Source organism: Paenibacillus sp. TSM33 (assembly GCF_056099025.1).
Genome location: NZ_JBLZXB010000020.1, coordinates 32,918 through 47,566, shown reverse-complemented (window position 1 = coordinate 47,566; position 14,649 = coordinate 32,918). Strand labels below are relative to the sequence as shown.

Annotated in this window: 15 protein-coding genes and 2 pseudogenes; 11 read left to right on the top strand and 6 right to left on the bottom strand. The window is 38.7% G+C overall.

Annotated elements, in window-relative coordinates; genetic code table 11:
- Positions 1 to 986: 986 nt before the first annotated feature.
- Together ACN6NF_RS21885 and ACN6NF_RS21880 are read left to right on the top strand one after the other, a co-directional pair.
- Complete coding sequence (locus ACN6NF_RS21885) at positions 987 to 1,550, top strand: hypothetical protein (RefSeq protein WP_474319567.1); 564 nt, start codon at positions 987 to 989, stop codon at positions 1,548 to 1,550.
- Between the two features lie 20 nt (positions 1,551 to 1,570).
- Positions 1,571 to 2,305 carry a hypothetical protein gene (locus tag ACN6NF_RS21880; RefSeq protein WP_474319566.1) on the top strand — a complete coding sequence of 245 codons (735 nt, stop codon included), beginning with the start codon at positions 1,571 to 1,573 and terminating at the stop codon, positions 2,303 to 2,305.
- 96 nt (positions 2,306 to 2,401) lie between these two features.
- On the opposite strand, the gene ACN6NF_RS21875 is transcribed toward ACN6NF_RS21880, so the two are convergent.
- From ACN6NF_RS21875 to ACN6NF_RS21860, 4 genes are all read right to left on the bottom strand, one after another.
- Positions 2,402 to 2,896: an arsinothricin resistance N-acetyltransferase ArsN1 family A gene (locus ACN6NF_RS21875; RefSeq protein WP_474319565.1), complete on the bottom strand. Its 495-nt coding sequence runs from the start codon at positions 2,894 to 2,896 to the stop codon at positions 2,402 to 2,404.
- 24 nt (positions 2,897 to 2,920) lie between these two features.
- Positions 2,921 to 3,712: an arsenite methyltransferase gene (locus ACN6NF_RS21870; RefSeq protein WP_474319564.1), complete on the bottom strand. Its 792-nt coding sequence runs from the start codon at positions 3,710 to 3,712 to the stop codon at positions 2,921 to 2,923.
- A 61-nt stretch (positions 3,713 to 3,773) separates the two neighbouring features.
- Positions 3,774 to 3,953, bottom strand: a complete 180-nt coding sequence (locus ACN6NF_RS21865) for a hypothetical protein (RefSeq protein WP_040103017.1) — start codon at positions 3,951 to 3,953, stop codon at positions 3,774 to 3,776.
- A gap of 61 nt (positions 3,954 to 4,014) precedes the next feature.
- Positions 4,015 to 4,464: a MarR family winged helix-turn-helix transcriptional regulator gene (locus ACN6NF_RS21860; protein WP_165084437.1), complete on the bottom strand. Its 450-nt coding sequence runs from the start codon at positions 4,462 to 4,464 to the stop codon at positions 4,015 to 4,017.
- A gap of 131 nt (positions 4,465 to 4,595) precedes the next feature.
- On the opposite strand from ACN6NF_RS21860, the gene ACN6NF_RS21855 reads away from it, so the two are divergent.
- From ACN6NF_RS21855 to ACN6NF_RS21840, 4 genes are all read left to right on the top strand, one after another.
- Positions 4,596 to 4,946, top strand: a complete 351-nt coding sequence (locus ACN6NF_RS21855) for an ArsR/SmtB family transcription factor (protein WP_165084439.1) — start codon at positions 4,596 to 4,598, stop codon at positions 4,944 to 4,946.
- A gap of 147 nt (positions 4,947 to 5,093) precedes the next feature.
- Positions 5,094 to 6,383, top strand: a complete 1,290-nt coding sequence (locus tag ACN6NF_RS21850) for an arsenic transporter (protein ID WP_464688615.1) — start codon at positions 5,094 to 5,096, stop codon at positions 6,381 to 6,383.
- 25 nt (positions 6,384 to 6,408) lie between these two features.
- The gene (gene arsC, locus ACN6NF_RS21845) at positions 6,409 to 6,828 is read left to right on the top strand and encodes an arsenate reductase (thioredoxin) (RefSeq protein WP_264217580.1); all 420 of its coding nucleotides are present in this window, start codon (positions 6,409 to 6,411) and stop codon (positions 6,826 to 6,828) included.
- 31 nt (positions 6,829 to 6,859) lie between these two features.
- Positions 6,860 to 7,297, top strand: coding sequence for a protein-tyrosine phosphatase family protein (locus ACN6NF_RS21840; protein ID WP_474319563.1), 438 nt, complete (start codon positions 6,860 to 6,862; stop codon positions 7,295 to 7,297).
- Between the two features lie 462 nt (positions 7,298 to 7,759).
- Here the strand turns inward: ACN6NF_RS21840 and ACN6NF_RS21835 are convergent.
- Positions 7,760 to 8,007: pseudogene (locus ACN6NF_RS21835) on the bottom strand (Tn3 family transposase); the annotation flags it as partial.
- Positions 8,008 to 8,177: 170 nt separating this feature from the next.
- Complete coding sequence (locus tag ACN6NF_RS21830; RefSeq protein WP_474319562.1) at positions 8,178 to 8,975, bottom strand: SPL family radical SAM protein; 798 nt, start codon at positions 8,973 to 8,975, stop codon at positions 8,178 to 8,180.
- A gap of 719 nt (positions 8,976 to 9,694) precedes the next feature.
- Here ACN6NF_RS21830 and ACN6NF_RS21825 point away from each other — a divergent pair.
- From ACN6NF_RS21825 to ACN6NF_RS21805, 5 genes and pseudogenes are all read left to right on the top strand, one after another.
- Positions 9,695 to 10,877: pseudogene (locus ACN6NF_RS21825) on the top strand (serine hydrolase domain-containing protein).
- A 221-nt stretch (positions 10,878 to 11,098) separates the two neighbouring features.
- Positions 11,099 to 12,430, top strand: a complete 1,332-nt coding sequence (locus ACN6NF_RS21820) for an erythromycin esterase family protein (protein WP_165084616.1) — start codon at positions 11,099 to 11,101, stop codon at positions 12,428 to 12,430.
- Positions 12,431 to 12,441: 11 nt separating this feature from the next.
- The gene (locus ACN6NF_RS21815; RefSeq protein WP_474319561.1) at positions 12,442 to 12,825 is read left to right on the top strand and encodes a TetR family transcriptional regulator C-terminal domain-containing protein; all 384 of its coding nucleotides are present in this window, start codon (positions 12,442 to 12,444) and stop codon (positions 12,823 to 12,825) included.
- Positions 12,826 to 13,067: 242 nt separating this feature from the next.
- Positions 13,068 to 13,253: a helix-turn-helix domain-containing protein gene (locus tag ACN6NF_RS21810; RefSeq protein WP_141651601.1), complete on the top strand. Its 186-nt coding sequence runs from the start codon at positions 13,068 to 13,070 to the stop codon at positions 13,251 to 13,253.
- 909 nt (positions 13,254 to 14,162) lie between these two features.
- Entirely contained in the window at positions 14,163 to 14,594 is a 432-nt protein-coding gene (locus ACN6NF_RS21805; protein ID WP_474319560.1) for a hypothetical protein, read from the top strand.
- Positions 14,595 to 14,649 lie beyond the last annotated feature (55 nt).

Here is a 14,649-nt window from a genome sequence, read left to right as displayed (position 1 = left end):
GAGAAATCGTTTATATCATCCTGTAAAAGACTGCATTCAAATGTTTGGGCTAACACATCGGGCGTTTGTCGTTCTGTACGATATCTCTTGAGAGGTTTCGTAGTTGCTTGTATTGCTACACTCATTCCATCCCCCGCTTTGGCTACGATGAACAGGAAGCATATATCTTATGATGGAAGTGGAGAGCAGCAAGAACCTACCGCCGCAGCGGTAGGCAGGGCGAATCAATGAAGCATCTCCTTTAGATACGACATAGTCCTTATACGGCGGGAGAATGTGCTTGAACATGGTTCTGACAATATGGACGAGCTTGTTAATCTTCGTCAAGCATATCAAAAACCAGTCGGCAATCTTCTACAACAAATTTATGAAGAAGATTTAATAAGGCCAATACACGATATCAAAATAATCAAAAAAACTTGTTTTGTATGCAGAAACGACACTCTTTTTCTTTATCCTGATATAAAATATTCTTCTCCTCACAACTTAATAAGGGAGAGCATTACTTTAAATTGGGTAAGACGGTTTGTGGGTTTAAACTTTATATGATGTAAGCGAACCAGCGGATTATGGAATAAACTAAGAGGAAGACCGCGTTTGGGAGTCGGTTTCCAACTTTCTTTTCATGGTAAATTTTAGTGATTCCAGACTTTTTATTTCTCGTGTTTATCACGTGCCGCGGCAAACCCAATAAAACCAACAAAATTGGTTCCGTACTTTTTTATCACCCGACATTAATGATCAAACACAATAAAGTTGAGTTCTAAAAATTCAAGCTTATTTATTGTTGTATCGATGTACTAAAGTTATGAAGTTTATAAAAAATAGTAAAATATCATATTAAAATTAATTAAGTTATTATTTGTAAAAAAACCGATGAGTAAGTTTCATCGGGTTTTTATTTAAGTTAGGAATAGTCTTGTATAATAATTGAAAATGGGTAAGCGAAACGAATATATACTTGAATGAGGACGGGAGAGAGAAAGTTGGACGGAGCTATATTGGAACTTACTAAAACAGATGTACGTGAAGCGATGAGAAAAGAACTACAAATGAACCAACTGTTTGTCGAAAATAGCGTCGTTTACCGTAATTCACCGCGACTGTTTAAAATTCAAGTGTTTACGGCTATGGCACGTAACGAAGTTCTTCGCCATTTTCTCAATCTGGAAACCTCCATGCAGACTCCGAACAGTTTAAAACCTGACCTCCCAATGAGTGAAGCATATCATCATTTGATGAACAAAATAGGTGCTACCAGCTATGCTCATCATGTGAAAGTAAAAGCGGAGCATCAATTGTTTCTGGATTACACGCATGCTGATTATAAAAGTAAGAGACATTTCCTCGATGAAGTATTACCGGAGCAACCGAAATTATCAAAGATAGGGGGAGCATTTTTAAATGGGTTAGGTGTCGTCTTTAGCATAATTTACGATTATCGGGGGATTCTACTTCTAGTGGGATTTGGACTATTGATATTTTTTAATCATTCACCATCCTATACACCTTCACATTCTGGATTTTCAAAGGGGGGCATTCTTCATTAGGAAATGGGCCTACTTTTGAGGTGAATGAAAGTACAGATATAGGTAACCCAGATGAAAAGCCAGTTTCAGATACGCCACAAGAAGTCGATGATTCGAGTCAAACCGGCTTTGGAAATGAAGGAGACAGCGGGCATGATTCTCCAAGTTCTGTTAACGAATCTCAAAAGATCAATAATGATGGTAGTAATAAGATTGCATCTTCAGATGTGGTAAGCAATGAGACGGAGTTGACAGCTTCTTCCGAGATAAGCATGGTTATAGTAGAAAATACTAATTTTTTCACTCTAGGTTCTCCAAAGGAAAAGGTGATCGATGTTATGGGAACTTCGACGTCGATCAACCATAATTTGAAAGTATCTATTGGGCCAAAAAAGAAGGGGGCCGCCCCCTTTACGATAGGATCTTCTGTCCAGGATGTAATTGATGCCATGGGTACCCCGACGTCTATCATTGGTGACTCATGGGGCTACGATTATTCGGCAGTACAGCTTAATTCAAGTAGTGAAGAGGTTATTGGTTGGTCAAACATTAGTGATAACTTAAATGTATTTATGGGTCCACGAATAAAAACTGCGGCTCCTTTTACGAAAGGGTCCTCCAAACAGCAAGTGATTCATGCCATGGGTACCCCTACATCCGTGATTGGGGATTCGTGGGGATATGGTTTTTCGACGGTTCAATTCGATTTAAATGGTAAAGTTACGAGTTGGTCAAATATGGATAAGAATCTAAAAGTCACGATGAACTCAAAGTGAGGGGCCTTTCCTTTACTTGTTTGCTACATTTCACGCATATGGTTGTTAAAGTAAAGATAGCAAGACCTTTTGGACAGGTCCTGCTATCCATATGGTTTAGATCAATTTTTCCATAATCATAACGTCTATATACTGACCGTCCATAACCCCTTGTTTTTCAAAAATGCCGACTTCACGGTAACCAATCTTCCGATAAAGCCTCTGACCGTTTTCATTGAAGGGAAAGGTGAATAGGACGATCTTATAAAAATTGTTTTTCTTGGCCTCTTTCTCTAATTCCGCATGAAGCGTACTACCAACGCCTCTACTTCGGAAGGTTCGGTCTACGTAAATCGATAGGTCTGCTACACCATCATAAGCACAACGATGAGAATAACGATTCAAGGAAGCCCAGCCAACCACAATTCCGTCTGCTTCTGCGACCAAAACGGTGTAGCGATTTTGATGTTCCCTAAACCAGTCAACTATATAGTCGAAGTCTTTTGCTTCCGTCTCTAGTGTAGCTATCCGATCTTCAATCCCCTGATTGTAAATGTCTAGAATACGATCCAGATCTTCTGAGGTTGCTGTTCGAACGTTCAATATTGGCATGCTGATCCCCCACCCATAAGCACATTAGGCTTTCTTGGCCTTTATGATCGCAGAAACAATGTAATTATCCACGTTTGCACCAGGTACCCAATCTTTGATGAATGATTTAGACTCATCTTTAGGCTCGATGCTAATACTCGTAAATCCACTCTGCAGAAGCATGGACTTCACTTCTTCCAATGAAGAGGCGCCGGAAATACAGCCGGAATACAACTCGCTCAGGTCATTTTTTATTTCAGAAGGAAGCTCAGCAGTAGTAATAATATCGGAAATTGCTAGTCTGCTGCCCGATTTCAGAACACGAAAAGCTTCGTTGAAGACCTGCTGTTTATCCGGTGAAAGGTTGATCACACAATTTGAGATAATCACATCTACTGTGCCATCTGCTACTGGCAGATGTTCGATTTCTCCTAAACGAAAATCAGTGTTTGTGAAATTCCCTTTAACTGCGTTACTGCGGGCCCGGCTGACCATATCTGGGGTCATATCGACTCCGATGACTTTACCGTTCCCTCCTACTTGTCGTGAGGCCAAAAAGCAGTCAAATCCGCCGCCGCTGCCCAAATCCAAGACGATTTCACCGACTTTTAATTCAGCAATAGCTTGCGGGTTACCACAGCCAAGCCCGAGATTTGCTCCTTGGGGAACAGCTGTTAACTCCTCTGTGGAATAACCTATTTGTGATGAGAGGGCATCCGCATCGGACGGGGCCCCACAGCAGCTACCTGCTGCGGGGCGATTGACTTCCTTAACGGCAATTTGTTGGTAATGCTTCCGTACATTTTGGCGGATTTCATCATCCGTAGGTTTATTCATCGCAAAACACTCCTTTAAATTAGATAGATGGAACAGAATTTTAACGGCTATTATGCTTTAGTTAGCAGCAAGGCGCGCAGCAGATGGAGGTTTGCACTGGCTTAGGAAGAAAAAAGTCAAAAGACAACCGGCTTTTTTTAGAATTTGCATTTGACCATTTCCAAACAGATTGAGATCGGTGCTGCTTTTCCAGTTCATGAGCTTTCATCAGGTATTCTGCAACATAGATATTTTCATTCATTTTTAATACCTCCAACGATATGAACTCGATAATTGTAATTTGCAACTATAAGGAGTGAGTATTATCCTTTCACCGGAAAACAGCATTTGCTGGATCGAGCCATAGCATCATTAAAGAGTTTTACGGACCGAATCACCGTTTCTCGTTCAAAGTCGGTCAAATACGAAAAAACTTCGTTTAAGTAGTCATTCATCTGTGTGTCAATGGTGGTCGCTACATATTTACCTTCCACGGTGAGGGATAAGGTATAGACTCTTCGATCACTAGGCTCCGGCGTTTTCTCAACCAGATTCATCTTGGTTAAGCTCTGAACCTGTCTACTAAAGGTGGTGATATCGGTTCCAAGGGTTTCAGCAATTTGCTGCATGGAAGGTTTATGCTGGCGATCAATCTCATAAAGAATATGGCTTTGAACCGGAGAAATGTCGTGCCCACCCACCGTACAACAGTTTTTGTTCAGTAAGCCTAAACGACGGGTCATGTTTTGAAATAACTCTCGTGTATTTTCCATGTATGTTTCACCTCATGCCTTAGTTATATATTATTAATTTGCAAATTGCAAGTAATATTCTTTATTGATTTCAAAATGAATTTGAATTAGCATATAAGCATACAGTTATATGAATGGAAGGAGGCAACTCATTGGAGCAACTTGGTTATGTAGCCGATCATTTAAAGCTATTGGGGGATAAAACCCGGCTGGCGATGATTTCTCTATTGAGAGAGAGAGAATGGTGTGTCTGCGAATTTGTAGATATCTTTGATATGTCGCAACCAGCCATTAGCCAACATTTGAGAAAATTAAAGTCGCAAGGGATGGTTAAAGAAGAAAGACGAAGTCAGTGGGTATACTATTCCTTGAATGTAGACGACAAACCACATATTCAAGCTGTTCTTGATTGTATGCCGGATTCAAAACGGATTTTAAAATGGCTGAATAAAGAAGGACCTATAGCAACTTGTGGGCCGGATTCCTCAGGCTGCTCTTCCTAAAGGTTGTTCAGTTTATGTCCTTGCAGGGGATAAATGTTGTCTTCAATATAAGTATATGATTATAAGGTTATAGATTACAAAGAGGAGGAATCAGCTAAACGTGAAGATGAGGACTATGGATATCACGGGTAATGGAGGTTTTGAACATTGGTTTGGTTAGCTTGCATTATATTTCTAGCCACTTTAGTGTTGGTGATCTGGCAGCCTAAAAATTTGTCTATTGGCTGGTCCGCCTGCGGAGGAGCTGTACTTGCTCTACTGGTAGGTGTCGTCGATTTGCATGATGTTTGGGAAGTGACTCAGATTGTCTGGAATGCAACCCTGGCTTTTGTGGCCATCATTCTGATTTCGTTGGTGCTTGATAAAATCGGATTTTTCGAATGGGCGGCGCTTCACATGGCCAGAGCTGCACAGGGAAGCGGAACTCGGATGTTCGTGTACGTGACCATTCTTGGAGCTGTTGTCGCTGCTTTTTTTGCAAATGACGGTGCGGCCTTAATTCTGACACCCATTGTTCTAGCGATGGTTCGAGCACTTAAATTGGATGAGAAAATGGTTTTTCCGTTCATCATAGCGAGTGGCTTTATTGCAGATACGACGTCGCTTCCGCTTGTAGTCAGCAACCTGGTGAACATTGTATCGGCCGATTTTTTTGGCATCACGTTTATGGAATATGCGGGTCGTATGGTCGTACCTAATTTATTTTCCTTATTGGCTAGTATTGTAGTTCTGTATCTCTTTTTCCGCAAAAGGATTCCAAAAACGTTTGATGACACACAATTAATGGCACCTACAGAAGCGATTAAAGATCCAAAAATGTTTCGTATGTCCTGGATTGTTCTTGTGGTGCTGTTAGTTGGCTACTTTGCATGCGAATTTTTTAGTATTCCTGTCTCAGTCGTAGCCGGTATCATAGCCATCTTTTTCTTACTGCTGGCGAGAACAAGTCCTGCGGTACCATTGAAAGAAGTCATCAAGGGTGCTCCATGGGCTATCGTATTTTTCTCTATCGGCATGTATGTAGTGGTGTATGGTCTGCGTAATGCCGGTTTGACGGATCTGCTGGCTCATGTGATTCAAGCGGCTGCCGATCAAGGTATGTTTGTAGGCACCATGGGCATGGGTTTTATCGCGGCGGTTATCTCATCGTTGATGAATAACATGCCTACGGTCATGATTGATGCGCTTGCCATTAATGCCACCCATACGACTGGAATGGTGAAAGAAGCGCTGATTTACGCTAATGTCATTGGATCGGATTTGGGTCCGAAAATAACCCCGATTGGTTCATTGGCGACATTGCTATGGCTACATGTGCTTAGCTCTAAAGGTGTGAAAATATCTTGGGGAACTTATTTTAAAACAGGCATTGTTTTAACGATCCCTACTCTTTTTATTACGCTATTAGGCTTGTATCTGTGGTTAGTCATTTCATAATTGAATATTAAAGGAGACGTTTCCCATGGAGAAAAAGACAATTTACTTTTTGTGTACTGGTAATTCTTGCCGGAGTCAAATGGCAGAAGGATGGGCTAAGAAATATCTAGGAGACAATTGGAACGTATATAGTGCAGGCATTGAGGCGCACGGCCTTAATCCTAAAGCAGTGCAAGCGATGAGTGAAGTAGGTATCGATATCTCTGGTCAAACTTCTGATATTATTGATCCTCTCTTGCTGAACAGCGCCGATCTGGTGGTGACGTTGTGCGGGGACGCGGCTGATAAATGTCCTATCACTCCTCCACAAGTTCGCCGTGAGCATTGGGGATTTGATGATCCGGCCAAAGCTGAAGGATTGGAAGAAGAGAAATGGGGCGTCTTTCAGCGGGTTCGTGACCAGGTAGGAGAACGCATTAAACAATTTGCAGAAACCGGAGAATAGCAGTTCCTGCTATGAATTCGATAGAGGGAGAATGATTCAGGTGAATTATCACGCGCTTGTTGAGAACAAAGTATATATTGGTGGAGAGAGTGCATTGCTTCAAGTTCTTCGGGAGCAAGAGATCACAGATGTTTTTGATCTGCGAGATAACGGTACTGAGGCAGAAGGATTTCCGGCAAAGGTAACGCGTCGCCATTATCCGATTGTGGAACATGAGACTGGACAGGAGGATTCTGTGCAAGCTGCTATTCAGGCGGTTAAAGAAGCGGTGAACAGTGGGAAGACCGTGTATTTTCATTGCGCCGGCGGACGGAATCGTACAGGAACCGTAGCAACGGGAGTGTTACTTGAGTTGGGTTTAGCTACCACAGTGGAAGAGGCGGAAGCCTTGGCCAAAGAAAAACGTCCAGATATCAATATAAAGCAAGAAATGCGTGATGTGTTGAAGGGATTTTATCCTTCCAAATAATTAAATCGATATAACATGGGACTACTTCCTTCGGGAGATAGTCTTTATTTTTTTCAAATAATAAGATTTTTATTAGTAGAAAGGAGAGCATCCAATATGATTTGATAACTCACTTTATTGTATATGTTCAGAATTGTAATCGATGATTTTGTTGTCTCGGAACTCAACTTTATTGTATTTTTTCTACTTAAAAAACTAACGAAAAACGTTGGTTAATCTGCACTGTTCAGAACTCAACTTTATTGTCTGTACACATTAATGTTGTGTACAGACAATAAAGTTGTATACTAATTATTAATGACGGATAACAAGAATATATCTTCTTGATAAGTATTTAATAAAAAGCCCGATGAGCACGTATCATCAGGTTTTTATTAAATTCAGAGGGTGACTGCTTAGGTTTCAATCAGAGCGAATATAAATTGCATAACAAGTCAAAAGTTTTTGAATCCTTTCCTGTTAGCGAAATCCGAGCAAATGCGTTAAACCAAAGACTTGTTGGTGTAACCGGCTGTATCCGTATAATGCACCTCGATGGCCAAGTCCGTTTCATGGTGGAGCAAATCGTCGATGACGTGTACGGCATCCCGAGTGTTCGTATTGATGACTTTCGTGTAGAAAATGGAAAATTGGTCGCTCACGAACCGATAAATCGTAGCTCCTTTTCCCGTCCCGTAATGGGACTTCGCATCTACGTGAAGCGTCGAAACTATTAGGAGATTCAACTGATGAAAACTCAATATCTTATACATACAAAAAGAGCAGCAAAACAGGCTGCTCTTTTTGTATGTATAAGAATGTAACTGATAGAATTACCGTCTAGATTGGAGTAGAGGATATGACTGTCCCATTTCCTGTAGATTAATTAATTATACATATTTTACCTCTTAGAGGATGCTCTACTAGAAGATAAGAATATAATCTTTTCGTCAAAATATTTATTAAAATAGTTGTTCGTTTTTAAATGAATATCAGGCTGATACCATTTAGAAAACCCATTTCGCTGAAACAACAAAGGCATACCCAATTGCACGGATCGCTTCCCCTTTAAACCATCTCCAATGTTCAGCGAATCAATATATATTCGATCAACAATCCTCTGTAATCTTTTGGGGAAATCTGGCGTGAAGGGCAAAAGAGGAGAAATGGCTGCCTGTGTATTAATTCCTGCTGCATGGACATTTCTAAGAGCCTTTAAGCGCTGGTTGATCCCTGGAGCTAAAGGTGCAAAAAGTCGCTTTACATCTTCTCGGTCTGTTTCAATAGTCATAGAAACTAATAATTCACAACGTTGCTGCAATTCTGATAGTATATCGAGGTCTCTGACCACCAGAGGACTTCTTATTTGGATTTGAAGGAAATCTGGTGGAGATTCAATCATCTCCGTTAATATCTTTCTTGTGATCTCAACCTTACGCTCGATGGGTTGGTATGGATCTGTAGCAGTAGACATGAATATATTGATAGGTTTATTTCTTCGGCGGAGACTATTAATTTCTTTACTATAGTTTTCAACAGCATTTATTTTAATATCATTCCATTCTTTCCAAGGAATATCTTTATATTTTTGAATGGGCATTTCTCTAACATAGCAATAACTACATCCAAAAGCATAACCACTGTAAGGATTCAAAGAGTGAGTAAATCCAACAGTAGATGCTCCTTTGGTTTCGCTCAAAATTTTTTTGCCACCGTACTATCAATCTACATGTTAGATACCCCTTCATTTTAAATATTTACGTAAATGAAATTCCGAATGAACAGAAACTCCCTCTACCAGTTCAACTGATAAAGGGAGTTTTAATTAATTATAGTAAAATTAGAACTCATCAAGAACTGATATAATCCCAGGATGGCGGACAAAAGACCAATGGGAATGTACTGTACGCTATTCGCCATTAATTAAGCGAAAAACTTCAGTAGTATTCCAACATTTTTGAAGTTTTTCTAGTCCATCTTCTCCTGCTACGTAATTGTATAAATTATAACTCAACACAGCCAAATCATCAGCTTCACTGACAGCGACATCTGAATTGAGTTATTCACTCCGAATAATATTAGGATTTATATAGCGTGACATTTTGACACTACCGTATGTGACAGAAAAACACCTAGAATCACAGAGGTAGTTTAACAATAAATGAGGAGGGGATTTTCTTGTGTATGATAAAAATTTAACGAGGCGTGAAAGGGGAAACAGGTATGACCTATTTATGAAAAACAAACCAGTAACAAGAGTGTTTTAAGGAAAATAAGTAATTTCTAGGGTTAACATACATTTGGAAAAAAAGGAATTACCGTTTGTTAGGACACAATAGCGTTTGTGAAAATAATAATGAGTAAAGATAATTGCAAATCCACTCTTGCCCTAAAACAGCAGATAATTACCGATACAATATGAATAGAGGAGAAGAATATCTTTATGAAAAAGCATTGTCAAATTACATCTACAGGTTTAGTTCTTTTAATGATTGGAAGTTCTCTGTTATACACAACACCAACCTCAATTGTAAAAGCAGAGCCCACTCAAAATGTATCTAGTTTGTTACAAACAAGTACCCAACGAGATTGTACTTCTGCTAAGCAAGCAATGTGGGATACACTACAACTTGGATACCCTGGGATACTTGCTGAAATTTATAAGAGTGGAAAAACATGGAGTTATGCTGCTGGGATAGCGGATCTGAGAACAAAGAAATCGATGAAAACAGATTTTCGTTTTCGCATTGGCAGTGTGACGAAGACATTCATTGCAACAGTTCTACTTCAATTATCTGAAGAGAACCGCTTGAATCTAGACGACCCCATTGAAAAATGGTTGCCTGGTGTCATTCAAGGAAACGGATATGATGGTAACCAAATTACTATCCGGCAGATATTGAATCATACAAGTGGTATCGCTGACTATGTAAATTCAAAAGACTTTGATATTACGGAGACAAAAAAATCGTATACGGCTGAAGAATTCGTAAAGATGGGGATTTCTCTTCCCCCAGACTTTGCCCCAGGAAAGGGTTGGTCTTATTCAAACACAGGATACGTACTACTGGGAATCCTTATTGAAAAAGTAACTGGAAATAGCTATGCAGAAGAGGTTGAAAATCGGATTATTGAACCGCTTGATTTGTCAAATACATTCCTACCTGGCAATTCAAGCGTGATTCCAGGCATCAAGCATGCCCGTGGCTATTTCCAACTAGACGGAGCAAGTGAGCTAAAAGACGTTACTTATATTAACCCAGGAAGTTCGGATGGAGATATAATTTCTACTGCTGACGATTTAAACAAATTCTTCTCTTACTTACTCAGTGGTAAATTACTGAAGGAACAGCAACTAAAACAAATGCTTACTACTGTTCCTACAGGAAGAGAAGGAACCGGATATGGTCTTGGAATCTATGAAACTAAGCTTCCAAACGGTGTCTCGATATGGGGACACAAAGGTAGCGTTCTAGGGTTTACCACTTTTGCTGGTGGCACACTTGGAGGCAAGCATACATTGGCCGTCAATTTGAACAGCCTTAAAGCTGATAGTCCTGATCCATTTAAAAATATTTTACTTGCTGAATTTAGCAAGTAGGCAAAAAGGAAAACCGGATAAATTTTGTCATAGTTTTTATAGTTAAAAATATGCCTTTCTGGTTCAAAAAACAACTTACTCTAAAAAAATTTGAATAAAGCAAGTTCTTAAGTTGATAGGCATGAGGTCCCGCCACGTCGCCATCAAACTAGGGGCTTGAAGTATCCCCTGGTCCTTAGAGCATGTCAAAAAACTAACAATAAGTATTTTAGGAGGGTTTTATGAAAAAGAAAATGATTATTGCACTTGGTGTTTCTGCAATAATACTGACTAATTTTGTAGGAAGTACTTATGCAGACTCGAAAACAGGAGTTTCTGTTACAGCTCCCTACAATACAAATCAAATAGCGGAATGGTTAGAAATGCATGCAAAGCCTTTAAAAACAACTAATCCAACTGCATCTTTTAATGATTTAAAACCACTTAAGAATATGGTAGGTTCAGCTTCAATTGTAGGTTTAGGTGAAGCTACGCATGGGGCTCATGAAATTTTTACAATGAAACAACGCATTGTTAATTATTTAGTATCTGAAAAGGGATTCACCAACTTAGTTTTAGAAGAGGGATGGGACAGAGCTTTGGAGCTTGATCGATATGTTCTTACTGGTAAGGGAAACCCAAGCCAACATCTATCACCAGTATTTAACACAAAAGAAATGTTAGATCTACTTAGTTGGATTCGACAATATAATGCTAATCCAAAACATAAATCTAAAGTGCGTATCATTGGGATGGACATTCAATCAGTAAACGAGAATGTTTATAATAATATAATAGAATATATAAAAAGAAACAATTCAGATCTTGTGCCTAGAGTAGAAGAGAAGATAAAAGGTCTTATTCCTGTAACAAAGGATATGAATACTTTTGAGAGCCTTACGAAAGAAGAAAAAGAAAAGTATATTTCAGATGCTAAACAAATCAGAGCTTTATTAGAACAAAATAAAAGCTATCTAAATGGAAAATCCAAAGAGTTCGCATGGATAAAACAAAATGCCCGTATTATTGAACAATTTACTACAATGTTAGCGTCACCACCTGATAAACCATCGGACCTTTTTTTGAAACATGATATTGCAATGTATGAAAATGCGAAGTGGACTGAAGAACATTTAGGGAAAACCATAGTTTGGGGACATAATGGACACGTTTCGAAAACAAATATGATTCCATTTATATACCCTAAAGTAGCTGGGCAGCATTTAGCAGAATATTATGGAAAACGGTATGTATCTATTGGAACATCTGTTTATAAAGGACAATATAATGTCTATAATAATGATGGTGAATTTGGCCCATATGGAATATTAAAATCAGATGATCCAAACAGTTATAATTACATTTTTGGACAGGTCAAAAAAGATCAATTTTTTATTGATTTACGTAAGGCGAACGGAGTGACAAAAACTTGGTTAAACGAACAACATCAAATTTTCGCTGGAATAACTAAAGAAGGCCCTGCTATACCCAAAACTGTTGATATATCATTAGGTAAAACGTTTGATATACTTGTTCAAATTCAAAAAGTCAGTCCATCTCAACTACATCAATAATTTGTAATAATGTGCGAGAAGGCTTGCTTAAGGGCACAAAGATTCGTGAAAAGTTTGAATTTCGTTGGAATCGGGTTATCGAACTTGGGAAACAATATCCTCAGGGCTTTCAATTTATTGAGCAGTATTCGTTCTCGCCTTACATTTACGAAGAGGTAAAGCAAGATGTCTATACCGGCGGATGGTGTGCGCCAATGAACGAGTTATATCAAGAAGCTATCCAGAAGAAGTTATTTATCCCGATGAATCCGAAAATGATGGTGCAGATGCATTACGGGACATTTGTTTATATGCTGAAGGCCCATATACATGGAATCTTCGAGTTAAGCAGTGAGAGCGTTAGTAGTGCAATCCGTTTGTGTTGGAATGCTGTAACTCTTAGAGATTTAACATAGGTAGATGGACAATAGCCGCCCTCAAAGGAAGTTCGATAACAATCTTTGAGAGCGGCTTCTGTTTTATGGATGGTTTATTACAAAAAAATGGAGTTAGGTACACAACTTTATTGTCTGTAAACAAATGTCTGGTGATAAAAAAGTGTGGAACTAGTCATTTTACAAACATCAAGAAAGATCCCGATGATATATCGGGATCTTTTTAGCTTAGGAAGGCAATTATGTCTACAATAGGCTAACGAATTCGAACTATTAGAAAAACAAACAACTTAAATCAAATAAAGTTTGCAAATATAATTGGAATTTCTCAAGGAACGTTGAGTGAGCTGGAGCAAGATATACTTATAGCAATTAAAGAAAACTTCAATTCCCATATAGAGTGGTTAATCTTTGGAGATACGCCTGTAGCAATTGAGCCCACACAGTAGGGGAACGTCATTCGATTAGCAATACAAAGTAAATAATCAGTTGTAACGTCAAAAACCTTTGCTAAAGATATTAAATGATTAATTTCAGGCCGTGCTACGTTTCACTCCCAATTAGAAACAACCTGTTTAGTTACCCCGATCTTATTATAAATTTCCTTTTCTATCTATTTATGGATTATACTCAAATTTTTACATCTCTGTTCCAAAGTATTCATGAATTCATCTCTATTAAATCAAATAGGTTTTACCCGACCCATCTGCTTACTAATTATACCTACTTATAGCCCATATTATAGCTTATTCATGCTCTACTGTACCCTACGAGTAGCCTATGAATAGGCTACGAAGTAAAATATATCTAAAAAATATTACTTTGCTATTGTATAAAGCTATGAGTTGTTATATTCTACATTTGTATTTTGAAGTAAAACTTAAATATATCTTAGGAGTAGAAAAAGATAACTGAACTTTACTCTGATTTAGTAGTTCTAAAAAGAAGGTGAATAATGAGCAAAATTCGATCAAGTAACTCTATAGCATCTATTCAACGGAAAATCAAAGAAGGAAGAGGTCAAGGCCACTTTTCGGAATATAAACCTTGGTTGACTATCATGATGTACCTTGAATAGGGATAGTTACTCGAATTCTTGGTTGGAAAAGTGGTCGACTTCACCATTATTTGTCTGAACACTTTGAATTGGCACATCATTACTAAATGGAGTGGTCAGAGCAAGTGATTGATATTCGCGAACAATTTCCTTTATTACCTCTAGATAAAACCCTCTATATTGCACAAAAGTTAGGCATTAAACATCCAACTGACCCCAAGAATAAGCTTCCCATCATTATGACTACAGATATGTTATTACAGTAAAACAAGAAGAAAGTATAAAATTTATTGCACATTTTGTGAAAGTTACAAGAGAACAAGATGAATTATTTGGTTTACCAAGTGGGTATTGCATGCAAATCGTGAAATATTTAATAGCGAATCGCTATTGGGTAGTGGATATGACTCATCTAATACAGCCTACTCTACAATCCATGATTATTTTAGAAAATAGATTCCCATCGGGAGGTATTCTCTTTTACCTAACGGAAGATACCTTGCGGGACTTTTTCACGGATTTTCCAGCAGAATATCCAGCTGGGCTTCCAGAAATTCGTCAGGTAATCATGTTAAGTTATCGTAAAGCGCAAGGATTCGGAGCACCGGCAGAGAATGTCTCCAGGGAAGATCTCCCAAACCGGCGGACACCCCGCCTGAATGTCGACACGCGTCGAATTCCTCGATTGATGGCAAACCATTCCCAGCGTTTCTTCTCCATTCGCTTTTTTTAGGCAAAATATTAACACTTTATGTTGGACAGACCAAATTTAACTAAAGTTTTACTAT

What these genes read in the sequence shown, in the direction of transcription:
- ACN6NF_RS21875 (WP_474319565.1), bottom strand. Translation starts at nt 2,896, where the DNA reads ATGCCAATATTGAACGTTCGAACAGCAACCTCAGAAGATCTGGATCGT.
- ACN6NF_RS21870 (WP_474319564.1), bottom strand. Translation starts at nt 3,712, where the DNA reads ATGAATAAACCTACGGATGATGAAATCCGCCAAAATGTACGGAAGCAT.
- ACN6NF_RS21865 (WP_040103017.1), bottom strand. Translation starts at nt 3,953, where the DNA reads ATGAATGAAAATATCTATGTTGCAGAATACCTGATGAAAGCTCATGAA.
- ACN6NF_RS21860 (WP_165084437.1), bottom strand. Translation starts at nt 4,464, where the DNA reads ATGGAAAATACACGAGAGTTATTTCAAAACATGACCCGTCGTTTAGGC.
- arsC (WP_264217580.1), top strand. Translation starts at nt 6,409, where the DNA reads ATGGAGAAAAAGACAATTTACTTTTTGTGTACTGGTAATTCTTGCCGG.
- ACN6NF_RS21840 (WP_474319563.1), top strand. Translation starts at nt 6,860, where the DNA reads ATGATTCAGGTGAATTATCACGCGCTTGTTGAGAACAAAGTATATATT.
- ACN6NF_RS21820 (WP_165084616.1), top strand. Translation starts at nt 11,099, where the DNA reads ATGAAAAAGAAAATGATTATTGCACTTGGTGTTTCTGCAATAATACTG.